The sequence below is a fragment of the Flagellimonas sp. S3867 genome, assembly GCF_014698935.1.
GTDB lineage: Bacteria > Bacteroidota > Bacteroidia > Flavobacteriales > Flavobacteriaceae > Flagellimonas.
In genome coordinates, this window is record NZ_JACVMN010000002.1 from 965,740 (window position 1) to 984,349 (window position 18,610).

At 39.2% G+C, this 18,610-nt stretch carries 12 protein-coding genes; 2 read left to right on the plus strand and 10 right to left on the minus strand.

The window, feature by feature from the left end; all coding sequences use genetic code 11:
* Window positions 1-112: 112 nt before the first annotated feature.
* Together IAG46_RS12095 and IAG46_RS12100 are read right to left on the minus strand one after the other, a co-directional pair.
* Complete coding sequence (locus IAG46_RS12095; RefSeq protein ID WP_190810605.1) at window positions 113-2,416, minus strand: inorganic phosphate transporter; 2,304 nt, start codon at window positions 2,414-2,416, stop codon at window positions 113-115.
* 76 nt (window positions 2,417-2,492) lie between these two features.
* A complete protein-coding gene (locus IAG46_RS12100; protein ID WP_190810606.1) occupies window positions 2,493-3,695 on the minus strand; it encodes a porin in 1,203 nt (400 codons plus the stop codon).
* Between the two features lie 320 nt (window positions 3,696-4,015).
* Between IAG46_RS12100 and dgt the strand changes: the two genes are divergently transcribed.
* Entirely contained in the window at window positions 4,016-5,374 is a 1,359-nt protein-coding gene (dgt, locus tag IAG46_RS12105; RefSeq protein WP_190810607.1) for a dGTP triphosphohydrolase, read from the plus strand.
* Here the strand turns inward: dgt and IAG46_RS12110 are convergent.
* Both IAG46_RS12110 and dxs read right to left on the minus strand, forming a co-directional pair.
* On the minus strand, window positions 5,371-6,438 hold the full coding sequence (locus IAG46_RS12110; RefSeq protein ID WP_190810608.1) for a DUF3078 domain-containing protein: 1,068 nt from the start codon (window positions 6,436-6,438) through the stop codon (window positions 5,371-5,373). The two genes, dgt and IAG46_RS12110, sit on opposite strands and share 4 nt — an antisense overlap.
* Complete coding sequence (dxs, locus tag IAG46_RS12115; protein WP_190810609.1) at window positions 6,426-8,207, minus strand: 1-deoxy-D-xylulose-5-phosphate synthase; 1,782 nt, start codon at window positions 8,205-8,207, stop codon at window positions 6,426-6,428. The genes IAG46_RS12110 and dxs overlap by 13 nt, the downstream gene beginning before the upstream one ends.
* Window positions 8,208-8,289: 82 nt before the next feature.
* Here dxs and IAG46_RS12120 point away from each other — a divergent pair, with 82 nt between their 5' ends.
* Window positions 8,290-8,739, plus strand: coding sequence for a nucleoside deaminase (locus tag IAG46_RS12120; RefSeq protein ID WP_190810610.1), 450 nt, complete (start codon window positions 8,290-8,292; stop codon window positions 8,737-8,739).
* Here the strand turns inward: IAG46_RS12120 and IAG46_RS12125 are convergent.
* The 6 genes from IAG46_RS12125 to IAG46_RS12150 all read right to left on the minus strand — a co-directional run bounded on the left by IAG46_RS12125 (window position 8,732) and on the right by IAG46_RS12150 (window position 18,593).
* Window positions 8,732-10,489 carry a carboxypeptidase-like regulatory domain-containing protein gene (locus IAG46_RS12125; protein ID WP_190810611.1) on the minus strand — a complete coding sequence of 586 codons (1,758 nt, stop codon included), beginning with the start codon at window positions 10,487-10,489 and terminating at the stop codon, window positions 8,732-8,734. The genes IAG46_RS12120 and IAG46_RS12125 overlap by 8 nt on opposite strands.
* 78 nt (window positions 10,490-10,567) lie before the next feature.
* Window positions 10,568-10,759 carry a cold-shock protein gene (locus IAG46_RS12130; protein ID WP_190810612.1) on the minus strand — a complete coding sequence of 64 codons (192 nt, stop codon included), beginning with the start codon at window positions 10,757-10,759 and terminating at the stop codon, window positions 10,568-10,570.
* A gap of 81 nt (window positions 10,760-10,840) precedes the next feature.
* Window positions 10,841-11,104, minus strand: coding sequence for a hypothetical protein (locus IAG46_RS12135; RefSeq protein WP_190810613.1), 264 nt, complete (start codon window positions 11,102-11,104; stop codon window positions 10,841-10,843).
* The gene (locus IAG46_RS12140) at window positions 11,101-12,885 is read right to left on the minus strand and encodes a chloride channel protein (protein WP_190810614.1); all 1,785 of its coding nucleotides are present in this window, start codon (window positions 12,883-12,885) and stop codon (window positions 11,101-11,103) included. Before IAG46_RS12140 ends, IAG46_RS12135 begins: the two co-directional genes overlap by 4 nt.
* Before the next feature lie 171 nt (window positions 12,886-13,056).
* A complete protein-coding gene (gene aspS / locus IAG46_RS12145; RefSeq protein WP_190810615.1) occupies window positions 13,057-14,805 on the minus strand; it encodes an aspartate--tRNA ligase in 1,749 nt (582 codons plus the stop codon).
* Between the two features lie 278 nt (window positions 14,806-15,083).
* On the minus strand, window positions 15,084-18,593 hold the full coding sequence (locus tag IAG46_RS12150; RefSeq protein ID WP_190810616.1) for an efflux RND transporter permease subunit: 3,510 nt from the start codon (window positions 18,591-18,593) through the stop codon (window positions 15,084-15,086).
* Window positions 18,594-18,610: the final 17 nt, after the last annotated feature.

An 18,610-nucleotide genomic window follows, 5' to 3' on the forward strand; every position in this document is an offset into this window, starting at 1 on the left:
CGGTTTTTGACTAAAGTTCAAAACCGGAATTTTGTCATTTTTATTCCAAAACATGTTCAGAATTACAGTTTAAAGGAAACCCGTTGGGGAGCCTTTATGCGACTTTTTTAGACTAAGCTGGTTCTGAGGGCTCAACCTTTGCAGGTTTCACAGAACTATCATGTTCCACATAATAAAGTTCCAAAAGTTCAAATACAACCTCTACCAAATCTTTACTCTCAGTTAATATGGAGAAATATAAGGTCGTATTTTTTGGACTGGATTCTTCTGTGCGCGTTCTTGCAACTTGACGTTCAATTTTGTCGGACATCAACTGGAACAAGCCTTCTTTCATTTCCAAAGTACTTCCAATCTCTTCAAAGGATCTATTCTCAAAAATTTGTTGGGTATTGGCAAATAGCTTTTCCAATTCCAGATCAAGTTCTTTTATCTCTTTGATTTGGTTGTACTTTAATTTTTTGTGATTGTTGTTAACGTGCTTGTGGCTTACTTTGCCGATGTATTCCAACGATTGGGCAATATCGGTGAGGTGTCCTAAAGTGTTGATATAAAAATTGCTTGCACCCACATTGGCTTCATCAAGGTTCTTGATGAAAAAGAAAAGATGGTTTCGCAGATCTTCAATTTCATCGGATAGTTTAGTGCCTTGTTTTTTGTTCTTTTTCAAAAGCTCCAAATCTTGTTTTGCCAAACCGTTTATAGAATTGGTATATATTTTATTGGTCCTTTTTAAAACATTGGCAATATTGTTGGCACTCTCTTCGATAACTCCTTGAACCGAACTGCTTTCGGCCCTGTTAAGACTGTCTTCGGCTTTTTGTTCCTTCGCTTTTTTATTATAGGCACTATAGTTGCGTACCAATAATAATATGGCTGCAAATAATAGAATGGCAATTGCGGCACCTTGACCAAAATTGATTAAGGTCAAAATTGTACCTGCGGAAATAAATGCTATAATCGCAGTGCCAAACCAGCCTCCAATAACATTGAGCACACCGGCTACTCTGTACACCGCACTTTCGGCACCCCAAGCTCTGTCAGCCAATGAGGTTCCCATAGCTACCATAAAGGTTACATAGGTGGTGGACAATGGCAATTTATAAGAAGTTGCTATAGAAATTAGGATACCTGCTACCATTAGGTTTACGGCAGCGCGGACCATATCAAAAGCAGGAAGTTTGTGCACCTTGTCTTGTGACAATGCAATTACAGGTTTTTCAAAACGTTTGTCCATATTGGCCTTAACGCCTTTTGGAAGCAAACTGTTGAAGTATGTTGAAATATTGGAGGACATTCTTACCAAGCCTCTGGAGAAAAAGTTGGGTTGGAACCTTTCTTTGGCTTCGCCTTCTCTTGAAAGATTGATTTCGGTATCAGCAACATATCTTGCCTTTTTGGAAAGCCATAAAGTGGCCACCATTATAATTCCTGCAACAAATAGTAGCACTGTGGGAGTTGGTACTTTCTTGGCCAACACATCCATACTAAATTCTGTGGCCGGAACCCCAGAGGCAACCCATGCTTCATAACTTTGCCACGCGGCAATAGGTACACCAATAAAGTTTACCAAATCGTTACCCGCGAAGGCCAGAGCTAAGGCAAAGGTGCCTACACCAATAATTACTTTGTAGATATTGATTTTGGCAATATGTATAAATATATAAGACAGAAGGGACCAGACTATAAAGTTTACAATAACAATTGAGAACACTTCAGCTTCTAAAAAGTCTTTGATTTTCATTCCCCCAAGAATCGAGAAGCTTTCGCCAGCGAATGGGGTTCCCTTTATCCCTTTCATCAAAATAAAATAAACCATTGAAGACAAAGCAACCCCACCAAACAAGGCGCCTACCCATTTGGCCTTTTTCTCAAAATTATACGACAATAGCAATCTGGAAATCCACTGTACAATGGCGCCTATGGTAAATGCCACAAAAACCGATAACAGAATACCAGAAATGATCTGAATGGCCTTAGAAGTATTTATGTAGTTAACCACGTCGGAAAAATCACCGTTGGCAGCTCCAATTTTTAAAAGTGACATCGCAACCGCGGCGCCTAACAATTCAAAAACAATGGATACAGTGGTTGAAGTGGGCATCCCCAAAGTGTTGAAGAAATCCAGGAGTAATATGTCCGTAATCATTACGGCCATGAAAATGAACATGATCTCTTGAAAGTAGAACTCACCGGGGTTAAAAATACCCTTTCGGGCAACCTCCATAAGTCCACTAGAGAAAATAGCTCCGCAAGCTATTCCCAAACTGGCAATAATCATTATGGTTTTAAATGAAATGGCCTTTGAACCGATTGCAGAGTTCAAAAAGTTCACTGCATCGTTACTGACCCCGACCACTAAATCGGCAATGGCCAAAACGGCAAGGGCAATGATCATTAATAAGTAAATATTGTCCATAATCGTGTCTAAAAAATAATTGTCAAATGTCTATACTTTACTGATTTTCAATGTTATTTAAAAGTTATGTTTTTCCTTAAAAATGAACATCCAACTGCAATCTGTACATTAATTCATCACTACCATTGTCAAAAGAAAGGTAGCTAAAATCTGTTTGCACCTTTAATTTGTGGCCAACAATGTATTTTGAAAGTCCAACAGTGTATTGAGCACGATCGCTACTTCCAGTAATGTCATCAAAATTAATATCCGTAAACCTACCGGAAACTTCCCAATTGTTTTTGAAAAGATAACCTGACTGCAGATTTAACCCGTTTCCAACAAGCACTACATCTCCTGTTGGTGTTCCATCTGAATTCACCGCTATGGGATTATGGGCATCTCTATGGGCATATTCACCCATAAGAGAGAAGCCTTGATATTTAAACATGGCATCCACAAAGGTTGTGTTGATCGTGGTTTCGTAAAAACCCACATCATTTGTCATGTATGAACCTAAATTGCTTCTGGTTTTTACCGCATTTTGATTGGTGTCATAGGTGGCTGCCAGCATTAATTTAGGGGTTTCTTCGCGTTTAAGGTCTGCTCCAGTGTAATCGCCCTTGCTAATGAACTTGCCAAAAGGAAGTAATTCTATTCGGGCCGTGTATTGATGCCCTCCAAGGTTGCCAGAGGTAACATTTCTACCTTCACCTTGCGAAATTGCCAATTTTTCCCGCACTAAAAATTTATCGGTAAGATTAAAATGATGTCTCAGCTGAATTCCCATATCTCGATCAATATTGAACCTACTGTTCAACAAAGAACGATCTACCTGCTGAAGATTTCCTGAGGAAATTACACGTTCAATATTACCAGGAAGTTTGGTTTGTCCTACCCAAAGCTCAAAATTCTCGTGGAAATTCCACATAACCACCGCGTCAAGAATGTAACGAGGGGCATTATTTGTAAATTCACTTGTTCCTCCAATATCACGATTGGACAACCCAAGCTCAAATTTATATTTAAGTTTTGGTGAATAGGCAAAACCATCAAATTTTAATCTTGCCCTTCGCACTAAAAAATTCTGCTCAGGATTGGCGAATCCATCATCAACTCCTTCGTCCCAAGTAGCAATACCCAAAAGCTGCATCCGCATTGCAAATTTCATAGTCCAAGTACTGTCTTTACCAACAATATTAAAGAGACCTTTACCAAATTTTGGGGCTTCAACTTTTTGAGCGTGGGAAGAAATACAAACAAGTGCAAATAGGCCAATGGCCAAAAATTTAAATTTCATCAATACTAGTTTTTGTCAGGTGCAAAGAACTAATACCAATGTTAAGTTAATGTTTGGTTTATGTTATTTTTAATATGGCCACCTTGGCCAAGGTGGCCATAATTTTAGACTTCAAAAAATAGCTGACAAAAACTAATATATTATGAAATCAAGTTGTCTTAAGACAAAAACAAAAGTCCAATAGAAAAACCAACTTATTGTAATCTAAAGATTAACTTATGTTTAAACTTCCCGATGGTTTTAAAAATGGATGTCTGCTGAAGCGAGATGCATTACAATGTGAACATAAAATGTATATTGCGCTTTAATTCAAATCCTACATGAACTGGGAAACCCTTTTATCATTAAAACGCCAAGGCGATACCCATAAAAGACTTCGCAAGGAACAAGAGGAAACCCGTTTGGGTTTTGAGGTGGATTATGATCGAGTAATCTTTTCTTCTGCTTTTAGAAGTCTGCAAGACAAGACCCAAGTTATTCCCTTGCCGATCAGTGTGGGATCCAAAAAAGATTTTGTACATACTCGGCTTACCCATAGTTTGGAGGTCTCCGTTGTAGGCAGAAGTCTTGGAAGAATAACTGGGAAACAAATTTTGACAAAATATCCCCATTTAAAGGATATGCATGGATACCAATTCAATGATTTTGGTGCAATCGTAGCCGCAGCTGCCCTGGCGCACGACATTGGTAATCCTCCGTTTGGGCATAGTGGGGAAAAAGCGATTGGCAATTATTTTGAGCAAGGAAATGGGAAGAAATACAAAGCCCTTCTTTCTGATGTGGAATTTCAGGATTTGGTAGATTTTGAAGGCAACGCCAATGGATTTAAGTTGCTGACCGAGTCTAGGCAAGGTGTTCCAGGGGGACTTCGTTTAAGTTATGCCACTTTGGGCGCTTTCATGAAATACCCTAAAGCGTCACTGCCCAAAAAGCCCTCCAAGCATATTGCGGATAAGAAATTTGGGTTTTTCCAATCTGAAATGGATTTCTTTATGGATGTGGTGCAAGAACTCGGTCTTGTAACAAACCCAAATAATCCTGGGGTTGGATTTTACCGTCATCCGCTTACCTATTTGGTGGAGGCTGCTGATGACATCTGTTATACTATTATTGATTTTGAGGATGGCATCAACCTAGGGCTTATTCCTGAGGAATACGCTTTGGAATACCTGATCAATTTGGTGAGAGACAATATCAACACCAAAAAATACAATGCCATGAATACCTCAAGTGATCGATTAAGCTATTTAAGGGCTTTAGCGATCAACACTTTGATTATGGATGCCGTTGATGTATTCATTGCCAATGAGAATGACATTTTGCATGGAAATTTCGATTCGGCCTTGTTGGATTGTGGAAAGTATCAAGCTCAGATTGATGATATCATAAAACTCAGTGTCCAAAAGATTTACCAATCCACTGAAGTAGTGGACAAAGAATTGGCGGGATACAGAATTATCTCGGACATTCTTGATTTGTATACCACCGCACTGGTAAACATAAAAGAAGGAAAAGATACCAACTATGATCGATTGTTGGTAAAAAGCCTCCCTGAAAATTACAGAAATGCCGAATCCTCTATCTATAAGATTTTGTTGGATACGTGTTGCTTTGTAGCCAGCCTTTCAGATAGTGCTGCGGTACACATACATAATAAATTGATGGGGAAACAGCTTTAAAAAGCGTAGTTGAGTCCTACGCCCAATAGTTGTTTGAATTGAATTCTTGGAATACCTGGGTCAATAACGTTTCCATCGGCATCGGCAACTTCGTCAAACTTGATGTCATCATCAAAAATAACATGGGTGCCAATGTTTGCATTGATGTATTTATTAACCTTTAGGTTAAAACTCAATTCCCAATCCACATCAACATTTCCAAAACTCAAAAGATAATCAGTATATAAACTGATGCGATGATTCATAAACACATTTTTAAGCACTTCTTTCTCCCATGAATTGGTGACCAAAAAGCCGATTTCCATAAATAAATGTTCGCCACTATCCACACCAAAAACACCTTGGTTTGATAGTTCTTCATCCAAAACAAACGTAGCTTTTTGGGTAATCGGTGAAATGTATAGGTTGAATTTCTTCCCTTCTGGAATATACGATGTACCGGCACCTAAGAATAAATAACCTGGAGCCATGAAACGGGAAATCGGAGTGGTGCGGTTCGGGTATTTATAACCGTTGGAGAACTGGGTGTTAAAATTGGCCTTTACCGAGTAATACCAATTGGTTATGGTATCTTTTCTAAAACCAATGGTTGATGAAAGCCTTATTTGATCATCGGTCTTTCGCAATTGTCTTCCCTCTTGAGCATTTAACCCATATCGCAAGCGAAGTTCATTTTTCCAGTTGAGATAGCGAAACTTGTAGTTTCTGCTAAAGTTCATATTAGCCATGGCGGAAACTGAGTTGTCGCCACCCGCGTTCCAATTTACAAAGGCAACCTCGTTGATGTTCAGTCCAAATTTGTTGACTTTGGTCCAGAAGGATTTGGGAACAAAACGTTTATATTTTTTTTGCAACGGTTTTATCCGGTTCAAGACGGTCCTTGGATCAGTGAGTTTAGCCCCCCGAGTAACATATTTCAGTTTTACATCTTTGATTCGTACTACCTGAAATTCGGTTTCGGTAGTATCCGAACCTTGTTCAAAAACCCTTAAGGGGTTTATTTGGGCACTTGAAGCAACAACAAAACATAGGAAAATAAAGCAAAAACAAATTATTGGTCGCATTTGGTCAAGGTTGATTGTATATAAGAGCTTACCGCATCAAAATCTATACCAGCAATAGCATGGGTTTCCTGAATTGTTCCATGTTCAACAAAGTTGTCTGGAACCCCAAAAATTTTAACGGGCTTGGCATAACCTTCTGCATTGGCAAATTCCAAAACTGCTGAGCCAAAACCACCCATTCTACATCCGTCTTCCAAGGTTATGATGTGGTCATACTTTTTGAATACGGTGTCCAGCAATTTCTTGTCCAAAGGTTTTACAAAACGCATATCATAATGTCCAATGGAATTGGATTTATTGGTTTGGTCTATAATTTTGGAAACCGTATTTCCGATATGACCAATGGATAAAATTGCAATGTTGGCACCTTCTTTTAGACAACGGCCGGTACCGATTTCAATTTTCTGAAATTTATTTTTCCAATCAAGATTCATGCCCCTTCCTCTTGGATAGCGGATGGCAATCGGTCTTTCCAAACCAGATTGGGCCGTATACATGACATTACGAAGTTCCATTTCATCCATAGGGGCAAAAACTGTCAGATTGGGTATGCATCTTAGGTATGCTAAATCAAATACACCATGATGGGTAGCTCCATCCTGACCAACGAGGCCAGCCCTGTCCAAACAAAAAATCACCGGAAGGTTCTGCAGGGCAACATCGTGGATAAGTTGATCATAGGCACGTTGCAAAAAGGTGGAATAGATATTACAAAAAGGGATAAGACCCTGAGTGGCCATTCCGGCGGCCAAGGTCACGGCGTGCTGTTCTGCTATGCCCACATCAAAAGCACGGTCAGGAATTTCATCCATCATAAATTTTAAGGAACTTCCTGTTGGCATTGCAGGGGTAATACCCACAATATTTTTGTTCTTTGCAGCAAGCTCAACTAGGGTATGTCCAAAAACATCTTGGTATTTGGGCGGAAGGCTTTCCTGTGATTTTTTGACTTGTTCTCCCGTTGTTTTATCAAATTTACCTGGAGCATGATAGACTACCTGGTTTTCCTCGGCTTTTTTAAACCCCTTACCTTTGGTGGTAATGATATGCAATAATTTTGGGCCTTTGACCGACTTTAAACGTTGTAATTCTTGAACTAATTTGGTGATATCATGGCCATCTATGGGGCCGGTATAATCTAAATTTAGACACTCGAAGATATTTTCATCTTTTGCGGTCCCTGCCTTTACATTGGTCAAGTATTTTTTTAGGGCACCGACACTCGGGTCTATTCCTATGGCGTTATCGTTAAGGATAACGAGTGCGTTCACATCGGTTACGCCAAGGTGATTAAGACCTTCAAAAGCCATTCCGCTGGCAATGGAAGCATCACCGACAACAGCAATATGTTGTTTTGTTGAATTCTCATTTAGTTTGGATGCCATGGCCATTCCCAAAATCGCAGAGATAGCTGTAGAGCTGTGACCTGTGCCAAAAACATCATATTCACTTTCACTTCGTTTGGGAAAACCGCTAATGCCACCTAACTGACGGTTGGTATCAAAAATGTCTTTTCTGCCTGTCAATATTTTGTGGCCATAGGCTTGATGGCCCACATCCCAAATCAATTTGTCATCGGGAGTATCAAAAACATAGTGTAGCGCAATGGTTAGTTCAACAACTCCCAAACTTGCTCCTAAATGTCCTTCTTTTGTAGATACAATGTCAATAATGTAGTTCCTTAATTCTTGGGCAAGCTGAGGTAGCTTATCCAAGGTTAGTTTTTTAAGGTCGGAAGGGAAATTGATATGTGATAAAAGTTTTTCCAAGAATTCAAAAAACAAAAATACCTATAATCGGTAATATGTTTTATGTGTAGTTTAGCGATCTTAATATTCATTTGAAAAATTAGTGGAAAATCCGTTTGATGACACCTATTTTATGAAAAAAGCCCTTCTGGAGGCAGAGACTGCTTTTGATAAGGGGGAGGTGCCCGTAGGTGCTATTGTAACTGTGGACAATAGAATTATTGGAAGGGCCCATAATTTGACTGAACGGTTGAACGATGTTACTGCCCATGCCGAAATGCAGGCTATTACAGCAGCTTCAAATTTCTTAGGGGGCAAGTATTTGCATGGTTGTACACTTTATGTAACCTTGGAGCCCTGCCAAATGTGTGCAGGGGCATTGTATTGGAGCCAGATTTCCAAAATCGTTTACGGTGCTTCAGATTTGGAACGCGGATTTAATGTGATGGGGGGAAATATTCACCCAAAGACAGAAATTATTGGCGGTATTCTTGATAATGAAGCTTCGGAAATGCTGAAAAGGTTTTTTATCCAGAAAAGGAACCTTAATTAGTACTGGTCAAATTTTTGATTTTGGATATTGAAAACAATTCTTGATTGATTTCTTTCAAAGCTAATTTGAATACTTTGGTTTTTTTATGCTGCAAAGGAGTGCCGTAATTTTCATAAATCTTGACTTTTAGATAGGTAGGGGTCAAACTTTTGTTTCCCAAATAGACCAAATTAATTTTCCATTGTCCTTCAAGAATGTCGTCTATAAAAAATTCCTTGGAATTAAAGCCTAGTTTTTTTTCGTTCAAAATGAGCTCCGAATTTTTTGAATGGGTATGTTTCCAAGTGGTGAATTGTCCGCTGGGACCTACAAATTGAATTTGAAATTCGGCCTCACCGTCATTCCATTCAAAAACAAACCGGGTATCTCCCTCGAAAAAATCTTCTTCCTGATCTTGGTCAACTAAAGCAAAATGGTATTCTGGTTTTAACGGAAAGGCACTTTTTGTTTCATGATAATAATAAGCATCAAAACGTAATGAATCTACCTTGAAAAAATCTTTTTGAATTAAATCATCAATCCGTAAGTAAAGGTCGAGCGCTCTGTTTGGATTGTTCAAATTGATATTGCTTGCTGCCAAATCCAGATATGACTGAAGGTAATTTGGTCTTAGCTTGGCAATTTCGGTGTAAATGTCCGTAGCTTTTTCAAAAAAACCTTTTTCTTCGAATAAATACGCAAGTGCTTTTAGCAATACTGGGTTTTTGTCGAATAGGTCGTAGTGTTTTTCTATAATTTGTTTGGCAAAGGGCTTATCGTTCCATTTTTCCATGAAATAGGAAAAAGAATCCATGAAGAAATAGGGAAATCCAGCGTAACTTTTGGAATATAACCTATATGTGGTTTTTGCTTCGGACAAAGTTTTACTAGCATGCAGAGCTTTATTGTATTCCGGGGCATTTTTTATGGATACGGCATCAAAAGGAAGTGCTTTTCCATCGAAAAAATTTGGGTTATATAGTTTTTGGACTTCTTTGGTTTTGTGCATTGTTGAGGTGTTTCCCGCTTTAGTATTAATCACAATCACTCCACCAGCTCCAAATGAACCATATAATCCTGTTGTGGCCAATCCACTTAAAATCGCTACTCTTTCTATATCGTTTATGTTTATCCAAATGGGAGCATCCCTAATAATTAATCCATCAATATCAAATACGGCAGAGGAAGGGTTGCTGATAGAATTGAATGACCTTACTATTACCCTACCTCCATAAAAACAATCACCAAAAACCCTTAGGCTTCCAAAATTATTTTTCAATAGGTCTAAGATGCAGATATTGTTAGGGGTAATTCTTTCTTTCCCCAAAACTCTAATATTCCCTGAAGAAGTAGCACGATCAATGTATCCAAAGGATGTTTTGACAATATTTTCGTTGACCGCATATTCACTTTCCAGGTTCCTTCTTTTTGTAACGGTTAGGGTTACCTCGTCCAACTGTTCCAGTTGGGGTTCCATGGTAACGTTAAGAATACGGGTCACATCTTCTACAAGAACTTTTACGGTTGTCATTCCAATATGGGAATACACAAGGATGTCTCCAGGCGCAGAAATAATAAAGTACTTACCATCAGAGTCTGTTGAACTTACGGCCTTTTTGCCCTCTACAGAAATTTTCACATTTTGTAAAGGCTGATCTTGTACCAAAATCTGCCCCTTAATTTTTCTTTCCGTCTGTGCATACATCGGGGATTGCCATAAGAGAAAGGCAATAACCACATAAACAATATAAGATACTTTGAAGGGATACATCCTTCTAAAGTTAGTGATTTAAAAAAAATCCCGGCCTTACGGGCCGGGACTGTAACAAATCAAAATAAAATATTGTTGTTAGATTACCTGCACTTGTGCAGCAACCACTCCTTTTCTTCCTTCTTCTTCTTGGTATTCTACTTTGTCGCCTTCGTTTAATTGCACTCCGTTCAATGCGGTAACATGAACAAAGATGTCTTTTCCGGTTTCGTCGTTAGTAATGAATCCAAAACCTTTGGATTCATTAAAAAATTTTACTGTTCCAGTCATTAATAAATATAATTGTTAATACACTAAAATAGTTTATTTAAAAAAACAAAAAGAAAAATGGGCATGAAATCTTTAAAAAAATCATTGATCATCAGCATTTTTTCTGTCCTTAGCCTGCATTTTTTCTATGTTTTCTTTGGTTAGCATATAGTCTTTCATATTTTTCCTTTTACTTTCTTTGAACAAAAAAAGAGGCATAACCACAAGAAAAAGCCCCGTGGTACCCGCACCGATAAATTTATTGGCCTTTGCGGTTTGTTCTTCTTTAATCGTGAAACCATAAATAATCAAACCAACGGACAGGAATAGGGCGAAAATGGTAATGTACTTAAGCTTGAATTTCATCGGGTATAATTAATAAGTTTTCTTCGGTAGGCAGTCAATAGTTTGGATTTGGAAATAAAACCAACGTATTTTCCATCTTTGATCACCGGAAGATTCCAAGCACCACTATCTTGGAATTTTTTCATCACGGCTTTCATGTTATCCGAATTATAAAAGATGTGTTCTGGAGGGGCGTGCATTAGGTTTTTGACATAAGTTGATTCATAAAGTGCCCTGTCGAACATAAATTCCCGAATATCATCCAAAAGAAGAATTCCCATCAATTTTTCTTCTTCATTTAAAACTGGAAAAATGTTTCGTTTGGATTTGGAAACGGATTCGTGAAGCATTTGTCCTAAGGACATTTCAGGATGTACGGGCTTAAAGTTTTTCTCAATAACGTCGTCCAATTCCATCATACCTAAGACCATTTGGTCCTTGTTATGCGTGAGCAAAGCTCCAATTTTAGCAAGTTCTTTGGTGTAAATAGTATAGTCCAAAGCATTTTTGGTGATAAGAAATGAGATTGATGCAGTAATCATCAAGGGCACAAATAGTTGGTAACCTCCGGTTATCTCAGCAATCAAGAAAATGGCGGTCAACGGGGCATGTATTACTCCAGCAATCAATCCGGCCATCCCGATCAGGGTGAAATTGCTTTCAGACACTGAAAATCCGAGTCCAATATTGTTAATGACTTTGGCCACCACGTTACCTAAGGCACTTCCCATAACCATGGTGGGAATAAAGATTCCACCAGCACCTCCAGCGGCAAAAGTTGCGGTCATCGCAATTGCTTTAAAAATGGTTAAGCCAAACAATAGTGCGATAACTACCCAAATGTTTTGAATGTAGGCGTCAAAAGGGGTTTTCCCCAAGGCTTTAAGATGATTTCCATCCAAAAGATTATTGATGAACCCAAAACCCTCTCCGTACAACGGCGGAATTGCATACAACATAATTCCTATGGCAATACCTCCGACCAAAAGCTTGTATTTGGGACTTTTGAATCGTTTAAAGAAATTAAGAATGCCAAAATACATTTTGGTAAAATAGATGGAGGCGAAGGCTGTACCCACACCTAAAAGCACATAAAAGAGCGTGTCCTTAAGTTGAAATCCTTCGGATAATGAAAAACTAAAAAGGACCTCGTTGCCCAAAAAGAAATAGGAGGTGAGTACTCCAGAAATGGATGCCAGCAACAATGGAAGCATGGACAGCATGGTGAGATCTAAGGTAAACACCTCAACGGCAAAAATTATCGCTGCGATAGGGGATTGAAAAATGGATGAAATGGCTCCAGCTGAGGCACAGGCAACTAAAAGAGATCTTGTTTTTGCATCAAGATGAAATAATCTACTCAAATTGGAACTTAGAGCAGAGCCAGATTTAACCGCAGGCCCAAGCAACCCAACAGAACCCCCAAAACCAACCGTCAAGGGAGCAGCAATCAACGGAGTGTAAATGTTTTTGACTTTTAGAATGCCTCCTTTTTTGGACAAGGCAAAAATGATAGAGGAAACGGCATGCTGAATAGGCTTTTTGTGCACAAATTTCACATAAAGATAAACCAGGGTCAGCCCAATTATGGGTAGAATGAAATACAACTGGTTTTGTGAAAAAACAATCCCGCCCTCCAAAGCAGATTGTATAAAATAAGTGACATTTTTTAAAGTTACGGAGACCAAGCCAGCCAAAAAACCCACCACTATGCTCATAATGTGCACAAACGTTCTGTTGGAGATATTTTTATATCGCCATTTCAGGAAACGGGTGAGCCAGTTTTTCTTTTTATTTGGCATGGAATCAATGATACGCTTAAAAGTACTAAAAGCGATTGTCTAAAACCCTAAAAATTGAAATTGTCAGTCTGAGCTTGTCGAAGACAGCTGTACAAATGGAAAAGCTCTAAACTTCGACAGGCTCAGTTTGACATTAAGGATACTGTTTTTGGATGGCAATTTCATGGGGACTTAAAGGTCTAATCTTAAGTGCAGTTCCTTTAATTGTTCATCATCAATATGGGCAGGAGCGTCAATCATTACATCCCTGCCACTGTTGTTTTTGGGGAAGGCTATAAAATCGCGAATGGTTTCTTGTCCCCCCAGAATGGCCACAAGTCTGTCCAATCCAAAAGCAATACCTCCGTGCGGGGGCGCGCCGTATTGAAAAGCATCCATTAAAAATCCAAACTGTTCTTTTGCTTCTTCAGGGGTAAAACCTAAATGTTTGAACATGGTAGCCTGTATCTCTTTATCGTGAATACGGATGGAACCTCCTCCTATTTCATTTCCATTCAATACCAAATCATAGGCGTTTGCCTTTACATCTCCAGGATTGGAATCCAATAATTCCAGTTGTCCTGGTTTTGGAGAGGTGAATGGGTGGTGCATGGCATGATAGGTGCCGGTTTCTTCATCCAATTCGAGCAATGGAAAATCAATTACCCAAAGTGGAGCAAATTCATCCGGTTTTCTAAGTCCTAATCGTTGCGCGAGCTCCATTCGTAATGCACTCAGTTGTGCTCGGGTTTGATTGGTATCACCAGATAGTACACAAATTAGATCCCCTGCTTTCGCTTGGGTAACTTCTGCCCATTTGCCCAAATCTTCCTGGTCGTAAAATTTATCTACAGAGGATTTGAACGAACCATCTTCATTACATTTTACATAGACCATGCCCTTGGCCCCAACCTGGGGTCGTCTGACCCAATCGATGAGTTTATCAATTTCCTTTCGGGTATACGAAGCTCCTCCTGGAACGGCAATTCCAACAACCAACTCGGCTGAATTGAATACATTAAAATCTTTGTGTTGTGCAACGGCATTCAATTCCCCGAATTCCATACCAAAGCGGATATCCGGCTTGTCGTTACCAAAGCGACTCATAGCCTCATCATAGGTGATTCGAGGAAAATCGGAAACGTCAATGCCTTTAATTTCTTTTAAAAGATATTTTGTCAAACCTTCAAAGGCATTCAGAATATCTTCTTGTTCCACAAAGGCCATCTCGCAGTCTATTTGTGTGAACTCTGGTTGCCTATCTGCTCTAAGATCTTCGTCCCGAAAACATTTTACAATTTGAAAATACTTATCCATTCCACCTACCATAAGCAATTGCTTAAAGGTCTGTGGTGATTGTGGTAGTGCGTAAAACTGCCCTTCGTTCATACGACTTGGGACCAAAAAATCCCTAGCACCTTCTGGGGTTGATTTGATAAGATATGGCGTCTCCACTTCTATAAAACCTGCTTCAGAAAGGTATTTTCGAACTTCCATGGTCACTTTGTGCCTAAAGATGAGGCTTTCCTTGACCGGATTTCTACGAATATCCAAATAGCGATATTTCATTCTGATGTCCTCACCACCGTCGGTCTCATCTTCGATAGTAAACGGGGGAAGCTTGGATTCGTTTAAAACCTGAAGTTCGGTAACGAGCACTTCAATATCGCCTGTGGGCATATTGGGATTTTTGGATGCTCTTTCTATAACTTCACCTTTTACCTGTATTACGGTTTCCCGTCCAAGTTCTCTTGCTTTGTCCAACAACTCAGAAGAAGTACGGTCTTGATCAAAAACCAACTGGGTAATGCCGTAACGGTCTCTAAGATCTACCCAGGCAACAAAACCTTTGTCCCTGACTTTGTGAACCCATCCACTTAGGGTAACTATTGAATTAGTATCCGATGCCCTTAGCGCACCACAAGTATTGCTTCTGTACATGATGTTTCTCTGAAGGGGCAAATTTAAGAGGAATGTCAATATTTATTGCTAGATATATCGATTTTCTGATGGAATATGAATTTTATGTGTGCTTGCAATTATGATACTTTTACTATTTGAAGTATTGATTGGGTTTTTGACCAGTGTTTTTGGATAAACATTTTACGTATAATAAATTGGAGCTAATCACAAGTGTTGACTACAATGAATGAAATGGAAAGTATTTAATAAAAAAGCCCGAGCAATCTGCCCGGGCTTTTTTATTTGTATCGAACTTGTTAAGCAGCTATATCGAGAACTTCTTTATTGTTCTCTTCTTTTTTCCGCCTATTCCTTCGTATTCTAACCTTGATTCGATAAACAAGACTAAATAGAATGGGTACCACGACCAATGTTAAAAAGGTAGCAACAAACAATCCGTAGATTACTGTCCATGCCAATGGCCCCCAGAAAATCACGTTATCGCCTCCAAAGTAAATGTTTGGGTTGAACTCGCCGAACAGGGTAAAGAAATTAATGTTGAACCCTGTTGCCAATGGAATCAAACCAAGGATTGTAGTGATGGCTGTCAGTAGTACAGGACGTAACCTTGCCTTACCACCTTTAACCACTGCTTCCAAAAAGTCTTTGGATTCCAACAGTTCATCATCATCCAATTCCAATTCTACTTTCTTTCTGTCAATCAGTAATTGAGTATAATCCAATAGTACCACTCCGTTGTTTACTACAATACCTGCCAATGAAATGATTCCCATCATGGTCATCATAATTACGAAGGCACTTCCTGTGGCAACAATTCCGCCAAACACTCCAATCAAACTCAAGAAAATGGCCAACATGATGATTCCCGGTTTGGACACAGAGTTGAATTGGAAAATCAAGATGAAGAAAATCAAACCAAGACCTGTGAAAAATGCTCCCATTAAGAAAGCCATTTGTTTGTTCTGCTCCTCAATTTGACCCGTGTAGTCAATTTTGATTCCAGCTGGAAGGTCAGCAAAGCTCTCCATTTCATCCTGTACTTTACTCACTATGGCACCAGCATCTGTAAAACCAGGAGCTAATGCAGAATATACCGTTACCACTCTCTGAGTTTCTTTATGCTTAATCGCACTAAAACCTGAAGTATTTACCTGGTTTGCTACAGCTGAAATAGGTACTTCTTTGGTTTTACCTGAGTTTTGATCTTTAAAGGTGATTTTTTGATTGAAGATTGCGCTAGTGTTATATCGGTTCTCTTCATTAAATCGAACGTAGATGTCATAATCTTCTCCATCCTCTTTATAAATGCCTGCTTTGGATCCAAAAATTGAATTTCGGAGTTGTTGTCCAACCTGTCCGGTAGATATCCCAAGCTCACCTGCCTTTTTTCGGTCCACCTCCACAAGCATGGAAGGCTTGGATTTATTCACATCGATTTTAAGCTCATCAATTCCAGGAATGTTCTTTCCGTTGATATAATTCCGCATTTTTTCTGCAGTTGCAATCAATTCGGAATAATCATTGCCCTCGAGCTCAATATTGATAGGGTATCCTGCTGGCGGACCAACAGCATCTTTTTCCACAGAAATGGCGACACCGGGGTATACATCCTTTAATGCTTCCTGGACTTTTTTTAATAAGTCGTTGCTGTCAGACCCTTCCCTAAATTTATATTCCCGCATGGTTGCGGTAATCTTTCCACGATGGGGCATTTCAGCAGCTGAACCACCATCTGTTTGCGGGTTACCTGCTCCTTCACCAACTTGGGAAACTGCACTCTCAGTTAAAAAGTTATAGTCGCCATGCAGGTATGCGTCTTCATTAATAATATCGTAAACCCGTGTTTCAATGTCTTTGGTAATCTGATCTGTCTTTTTAATATCGGTACCTTCTGGATATTCGATGTAGACAATGATTTGGTTAGGCGTATTGTCTGGGAAGAACTCCACTTTGGTACGTTGACTTCCTACTGAAGCGCCAAAGCCCACAAAGGCAAGGAACAGCAATACAAACGTTCCAATAGCAATGAAAATAGGTTTTCTGCCTGCCAATGCCTTGCGAAGCATTCTTTCATAGAACTTTTCCCATTTAGGCAAAACTTTGTTTTGAAAACCATTGGCCCATCCTCTTAAGAAAAGTCTATATACCCAAAGTAAAATGGCAGTAACAATCATCAAAGTACCTAAAGCACGGTAGCTTCCTCCAAAAATCATTATCAATAACCCAATACCGGCGACTATAGCGGTTATCTGAATTATTTGTTTCAAGGGCATATCCTTGTCCTCGGTGGTCATGTACCGAGATACCAAAACAGAGTTAAAGAAAATGGCCACGAACAAGGAAGACCCCAATACAACAGACAAGGTTACCGGGAAATAGATCATAAACTGTCCCATAACCCCGGGCCAAAGTCCTAGCGGTACAAAAGCGGCAACCGTTGTTAAGGTTGAGATGATAATGGGGAAAGCTATTTCTCCAATTCCTTTTTTGGCAGCTTCCATGCGCGACATGCCTTCTTGATCTATGAGGCGATATGCATTTTCTACAACTACAATACCATTATCTACGAGCATACCAAGACCCATAATCAGTCCAAAAAGAATCATGGTATTCATAGTATAACCTAATAGGCTAAGGATCATGAGCGACATAAACATGGACATTGGAATCGCAAATCCAACAAAAAGTGCATTTTTGAACCCGAGAAAGAACATCAAAACGGTGACCACCAAAATAATCCCAAAGATGATATTGTTAACCAAATCGTCTACCTGACCAATGGTTTTGGAAGATTGATCATTGGCAACACTTACTTCTAAATCTTGTGGGAAGACATTTTCAACTGCATTTTCCACAATGACTTGAATTTGTTCTGCAGCAGCCACCATGTTTTTCCCTGCTCGTTTTTTAACATCCAGCATTACAACTGGTGCACCAAACTCACGGGCATAGGTAGTTTTATCTTCTTCTTTAAAGGAGATTTTGGCAATATCTTTTAGATAAACAGGATCGTCATCCTCAGATTTTACGACAAAATCATCAAGATCTTCGGGCTTATCAATTTCACCAACAATTCTAATGGTACGGCGTTGTCCACTGGTAATCAAATTACCTGCGGAAGTGGTCATGTTCTCGTTTCCAATGGCGGTGATTACATCGTTGAAGCTTACTTGGGCCGCCATCATTTTGTAAATATCTACGGCAACCTCAACCTCTTTCTCCTGTGCACCACGAATATCAACTTGCTTTATTTCCTGTAAACTTTCAATTTCATCTTCTAGGTATTCACCATATTCTTTAAGTTTATCTATAGGATAATCTCCTGAAATATTAATATTTAGAATAGGAATTTCTTCTGACATGCTCAGGTCAAAAACATTGGGTTCGACCTTTGCGTTATTGAATGTGGGCCAATCTTCACCTGCAGTTTGTGAGTCTACCTCATCTTTTACTTTTTGTTTGGCGGCCTCAACGGAAATATTCTCATCGAACTCTACGATGATCATGGAATAATCTTCCTGGGAGGTGGAAGTTATTTCGACAACATTACTTACTGTTTTCAGTTCATCTTCGAGGGGGTCGGTAATTAATTTTTCAATATCCTCGGCTGTATTTCCTGGATAAAGGGAGCTGATATAGATTTTGGTTTCCTTGATCTCAGGAAAATTTTCCCTGGGCATACTAAAATATGCTGATGCTCCAAGAAACAAGATTACCGCAATCAAAACATACATGGTTGTTTTGTTGTCGATGGCCCATGAGGACAGTCTGAATTCTTTATCGACTTTCTTCTTTTGCTTGCTCATATTATAATAAGTCTTTA